This window comes from Polaromonas sp. (genome assembly GCF_029945925.1).
In the GTDB taxonomy this organism is placed as follows: domain Bacteria; phylum Pseudomonadota; class Gammaproteobacteria; order Burkholderiales; family Burkholderiaceae_C; genus Polaromonas.
In genome coordinates, this window is the sequence record NZ_JAQSDN010000022.1 from 1 (window position 1) to 4,823 (window position 4,823).

The 4,823-nt window shown below is 64.5% G+C and carries 6 protein-coding genes; all 6 read left to right on the forward strand.

The window, feature by feature from the left end:
* Nucleotides 1-331: 331 nt before the first annotated feature.
* Nucleotides 332-760 carry a CopD family protein gene (locus PSV40_RS05730; RefSeq protein ID WP_300535338.1) on the forward strand — a complete coding sequence of 143 codons (429 nt, stop codon included), beginning with the start codon at nucleotides 332-334 and terminating at the stop codon, nucleotides 758-760.
* A gap of 84 nt (nucleotides 761-844) precedes the next feature.
* A complete protein-coding gene (locus tag PSV40_RS05735; RefSeq protein WP_300535351.1) occupies nucleotides 845-2,014 on the forward strand; it encodes a VanZ family protein in 1,170 nt (389 codons plus the stop codon).
* A complete protein-coding gene (locus PSV40_RS05740; protein ID WP_300535340.1) occupies nucleotides 2,011-2,361 on the forward strand; it encodes a (2Fe-2S) ferredoxin domain-containing protein in 351 nt (116 codons plus the stop codon). Before PSV40_RS05735 ends, PSV40_RS05740 begins: the two co-directional genes overlap by 4 nt.
* A gap of 118 nt (nucleotides 2,362-2,479) precedes the next feature.
* Nucleotides 2,480-3,100, forward strand: a complete 621-nt coding sequence (locus tag PSV40_RS05745) for an alpha/beta fold hydrolase (protein WP_300535343.1) — start codon at nucleotides 2,480-2,482, stop codon at nucleotides 3,098-3,100.
* An 88-nt stretch (nucleotides 3,101-3,188) separates the two neighbouring features.
* Nucleotides 3,189-4,388: a D-alanyl-D-alanine carboxypeptidase family protein gene (locus PSV40_RS05750; protein WP_300535346.1), complete on the forward strand. Its 1,200-nt coding sequence runs from the start codon at nucleotides 3,189-3,191 to the stop codon at nucleotides 4,386-4,388.
* A gap of 185 nt (nucleotides 4,389-4,573) precedes the next feature.
* The coding region (gene rpsL / locus PSV40_RS05755) for a 30S ribosomal protein S12 (protein ID WP_300535349.1) at nucleotides 4,574-4,823 on the forward strand (250 nt) is incomplete at its 3' end.

Here is a 4,823-nt window from a genome sequence, read left to right on the forward strand (position 1 = left end):
TTTTTCGTTGGAAATACGCGCCTCCTTCAGGCTCATACCTCGTTGGACAAGGCTGGTGCTTGTCAACACCTTGCATGCGTGGTTAGAATGCGGCGTGTTGTCACCTTTTTGGCGGCAGCATCCCGCTTTTCCTCCCTGAGCGGGTGCCTTCAAGTGTCACAGCAGACAAGGCTTCCAGGCCCGGTTGACCCAGTGTCATCCGGGCATTTTTTTGGCCTCACGCACCATGAATTCATTTTCTGGCGGCGTGCATGTTCTCCCCGGAAAGTGTTTTCCGCCCATGCACTCCGGCAGCGTAGGTTGCGGTGTGAACAGGCCCTAAACTACCCCGATGCTCTGGGTCAAATCACTCCACATCGTTTTTGTCGCCAGCTGGTTTGCGGGCCTGTTTTACCTGCCGCGCATTTTTGTCAACCTGGCGATGGTGCCGCCGGAAAGTCTGGCCGAGCACGAGCGCCTGATCCTGATGGCACGCAAGCTGCTGCGCTTCACCACGATTCTGGCCGTGCCCGCGCTGGGCTTCGGCCTGTGGCTGTGGCTGGGCTACGGCATCGGGCGCGGCCCCGCCAATGGCTGGATGCACGCCAAGCTCGTCATCGTCGCCTTGGCCCTCGGCTACCACCATGCCTGCAGCCGCGTGTTGGCAACCTTTGTGGCCCGGCGCAACACCCGCAGCCACGTGTGGTGGCGCTGGTTCAACGAAGTGCCGGTACTGCTGCTGCTCGCCGCCGTGATCCTGGTTGTGGTCAAGCCGTTCTGACAAGACCACTAGCGCAGCGTGAACTCCCCGAATTCACCAGCAGACGCGGTCGAACCGGCTTCGCCGGGCGACTCGCGTCGTCCCCTGGAAGGGGAAAAGGAACGACACGCAGCGAAGCGGAGTGCGGACGATAGGGGTGAACCCACTGCCTCCTGGCCGCTGGCACTGGCCACGGTCTGCCTGATTGTTTATGCCAGCCTCTACCCCTTTGCCGACTGGCGCAACCAGGGCATTTCACCGTTGAAATTCCTGACGGCGCCCTTGCCGCGTTACTGGACCGGTTTTGATGTGGGTATCAACCTGGCCGGTTACGCCCCGCTGGGTTTTCTGCTGGCCCTGGCGGCGCTGCGCAGCGGCCGCACGCGCTGGGCCGTCACCGTGGCGGTGCTCAGCGCGGGCGTGTTGTCGCTGGCCATGGAAACCCTGCAAAGCTACCTGCCTTCGCGCGTGCCCTCGAATGTGGATTTCGCGCTGAATACCGCCGGTGCCTGGCTGGGCGCCTGCAGCGCCTGGCTGCTGGAGCGGGCCGGTGCGATGGACCGCTGGAGCCGCTTTCGGGCGCGCTGGTTTGTCCGCGACGCCCGGGGCGCGCTGGTGCTGCTGGCCCTGTGGCCGGTCGCGCTGCTGTTCCCGGCCTCGGTGCCGCTCGGTCTGGGGCAGGTGCTGGAACGGCTGGAGTACGCCCTCGCCGACGTCCTGGCCGACACGCCGTTTCTCGAGTGGCTGCCGGTGCGCGACATCGAGTTGCAGCCGCTGGTCCCCGGCGTCGAAGTGATCTGTGTGGCGCTGGGCGCGCTGATTCCCTGCCTGCTCGGCTATTGCGTGATCCGCACCTGGCTGCAGCGCGCTGTTTTCCTGATCCTCACGCTGGCGGCCGGCATTGCGCTGACCGCGCTGTCCGCCGCGCTCAGCTATGGCCCGGCCCACGCCTGGGCCTGGCTGGACCTGCCGGTGCGTGTCGGCCTGATGATGGGCGGCGTGCTGGCCATGCTGCTGCTGCTGGTGCCGCGTCGGGTCGCCGCTGCGCTGCTGCTGCTGGCGCTGAGCATTCATTTGTCGCTGCTCAACCAGGCGCCGGTCGGCCCCTATTTTGCAGAGACCCTGCAGATCTGGGAGCAGGGGCGCTTCGTCCGTTTCAACGGCCTGGCGCAGTGGCTGGGCTGGTTCTGGCCCTACGCGGCCTTGCTGTATGTGGTCGTGCGTTTGTCCAGCCGCCGGGCCGCCGACGCCGGCGAAAGTAAAATCGGGGCATGACCCCACCCAGCGCACCCCCCGGCTCCTATTACAAGCGGCACATCTTTTTTTGCCTGAACCAGCGCGACAGCGGTGAAGACAGCTGCGCCAACCACAGGGCCCAGGAGGGGTTCGACCGCTGCAAGGCGCAGGTCAAGGCGGCCGGCCTGGCCGGGCCGGGCAAGGTGCGTGTCAACAAGGCCGGCTGCCTGGACCGCTGCGCGGCAGGGCCGGTGGCCGTGGTCTACCCCGAGGCGGTCTGGTACACCTATGTGGATGCGCAGGACATCGACGAAATTGTCGAGTCACACCTGAAAAACGGCCAGGTGGTCGAGCGGCTGCTCACACCGGCGCACCTGGGGCGCTGATGGCCCCCAGACTGCCCGCCCGCCGAAAGTCATGCATGTTTTATGGCTCTGACCCTTATGGAGTGGGCGCCGGCAGCTACTGTTTTCATAGCGGAATGAACCCCTCGAAGTTGTCCCCATGAACGCTCAAACCCAGAAAGGCAGTGTGGCCGGCCCGGCCGGCGCGCTGGAAACCGCGCTGGACGCGCCCGCCGGCCCGTCGCGCGGCGTCGCCGTGATTGCGCACCCGCATCCGCTGTTCGGCGGCACGCTGGACAACAAGGTGGTGCAAACCCTGGCGCGCGCTTTCACCCAGGCCGGGTGGACCGCCGTGCGTTTCAATTTCCGCGGCGTCGGCGCCAGTGAAGGGGTGTACGACGAGGGTCGCGGCGAGATCGACGACATGCTGGCGGTGGTGCGGCAGCTGGCGCCCGCCGGGGCGCTGGCCCTGGCCGGCTTTTCCTTTGGTGCGTTCGTGACTTCACACGTTTTTGACCGGTTGCAGGCCCTGCGTCCCATCGACAAGCTGGTGCTGGTCGGCACCGCTGCCAGCCGCTTTGCGGTGGCGACCATCCCGCAAGCCGCCCACGCGCAGACGCTGGTGATCCACGGCGAGCAGGACGACACGGTGCCGCTGCAGGCGGTGCTGGACTGGGCTCGGCCGCAGGTACTGCCTGTTACGGTTGTCCCCGGCGGCGGGCACTTCTTTCATGGACAATTGCCGCTACTGAAAAATCTGGTGGCCCGCCACCTGGGCTGACTGTTTCAGGCCGGAGCCGGGCGCACCGCCTCTTCTTTTCTCTCTTCTTTTTTTCGTCTTCCTCCTCCATTTCAGGTCTTATCTCCCCATGCACCGTTTCCTGACTGCTTTCCGTGGCGTGGCTTCATCGCTTGTGCTGCTTTCTTCCGTGGTCCTGTTGCCGGTGGCGCAAGCGCAGATGCCGCTGCCGCCGGAAGTGGCTGCCCGCTCCTACCTGTTGCTCGATGTCACGGCCAACCAGATCCTGGCCGCCAAGGACATCGACTCGCCGATCGAACCGGCCTCGCTCACCAAGCTGATGACCGAGTACCTGGTGTTTGATGCGCTCAAGTCCAAAAAAATCACCCTCAAGCAGACCTTCAGCGTCAGCGAACGCGCCTGGAAAATGCCGGGCTCGCGCATGTTCATCGACCCCAAGATGCAGGTGCCCGTGGAAGACCTGATCAAGGGCATGATCGTCCAGTCCGGCAACGACGCCACCATGGCGCTGGCCGAAGGGGTGGGCGGTAGCGTCGAGAATTTTGTGAAACTCATGAATGAGCAGGCCAAGGCGCTGGGCATGAAATCGACCGCCTACAAGAACCCGGAAGGCCTGACCGAGCCGGGCCACACCACCACGGCGCGTGACCTGAGCATCCTGTCGACCCGCCTGATGCAGGATTTCCCCGACTACATGGGCTTTTCGGCGATCAAGAAATACCGCTACCCGGGCACGCCGGCGGCCAACGACACCAACCGCAACACCCTGCTGTTTCGCGACCCCACGGTCGATGGCCTGAAAACCGGCCACACCGCTGCCGCCGGTTACTGCATGATTGCCACGGCCAAACGCGACTTTCCGAACCTGGGCGCCGCCGGCGCGCCGGGCGGCCGGCGCCTGGTGGCCATCGTGCTGGGCACCGCCAGCGACAGCGCCCGTGCCAACGAGTCGCAAAAGTTGTTGAACTGGGGCTACACCGCGTTTGAGGCGGTCAAGCTGTTCGATGCCGGCCAGGCGGTGGTTTCGCCGGCGGTCTGGAAGGGGAAATCCGGCACGGTCAAGCTGGGCCGGCCCGAGGCCATCGTGATTGCCGTTCCCGCCGGAAGCTCCGCCAGGGTCCAGACCCAGGTCGCCCGGCCTGACCCGCTGGTCGCGCCTTTCACCCGGGGGCAGGCCCTCGGGACGCTCAAGGTCAACGTGGGCGGCGGCGAGACCGTGGTGGACGTCCCGCTGGTGGCGCTGGAAACGGTGGAAGAAGCCGGCATTTTGGGCCGCGCCTGGGATTCGATCCGGCTCTGGATCAAGTAGGGCGCCATCCCCTGCCGGGAGCCTGCAGGCCGCTGGGGGGCCTCCCCAGCCGGGTAAATTTGCAGATGGCCCCCCAAACTGCTACACTCGAGGGCTTTTCCGGAATTTCCGGGGAGATTCACGTTTTCACGTAAATATTCACGTATTTAGTCAAGTCAGAAATCAGACGTTTAGGGACGTTTTAAATGCCAACCATCAATCAGCTAGTTCGCCAGGGGCGCGAGGTCGAAAAGATCAAGTCCAAGAGTCCTGCCATGCAGAACTCCCCCCAGCGCCGTGGCGTGTGCACCCGTGTGTACACCACGACGCCCAAGAAGCCAAACTCCGCTCTGCGTAAAGTCGCCAAAGTGCGCCTGACCAACGGGTTTGAAATCATTTCCTACATCGGCGGCGAAGGCCACAACCTGCAGGAACACAGCGTGGTGCTGGTTCGCG

Excerpts from the sequence above, each read along its gene's own strand:
- PSV40_RS05730 (WP_300535338.1), top strand. The coding sequence starts at position 332 with ATGCTCTGGGTCAAATCACTCCACATCGTTTTTGTCGCCAGCTGGTTT.
- PSV40_RS05740 (WP_300535340.1), top strand. The coding sequence starts at position 2,011 with ATGACCCCACCCAGCGCACCCCCCGGCTCCTATTACAAGCGGCACATC.
- PSV40_RS05745 (WP_300535343.1), top strand. The coding sequence starts at position 2,480 with ATGAACGCTCAAACCCAGAAAGGCAGTGTGGCCGGCCCGGCCGGCGCG.
- PSV40_RS05750 (WP_300535346.1), top strand. The coding sequence starts at position 3,189 with ATGCACCGTTTCCTGACTGCTTTCCGTGGCGTGGCTTCATCGCTTGTG.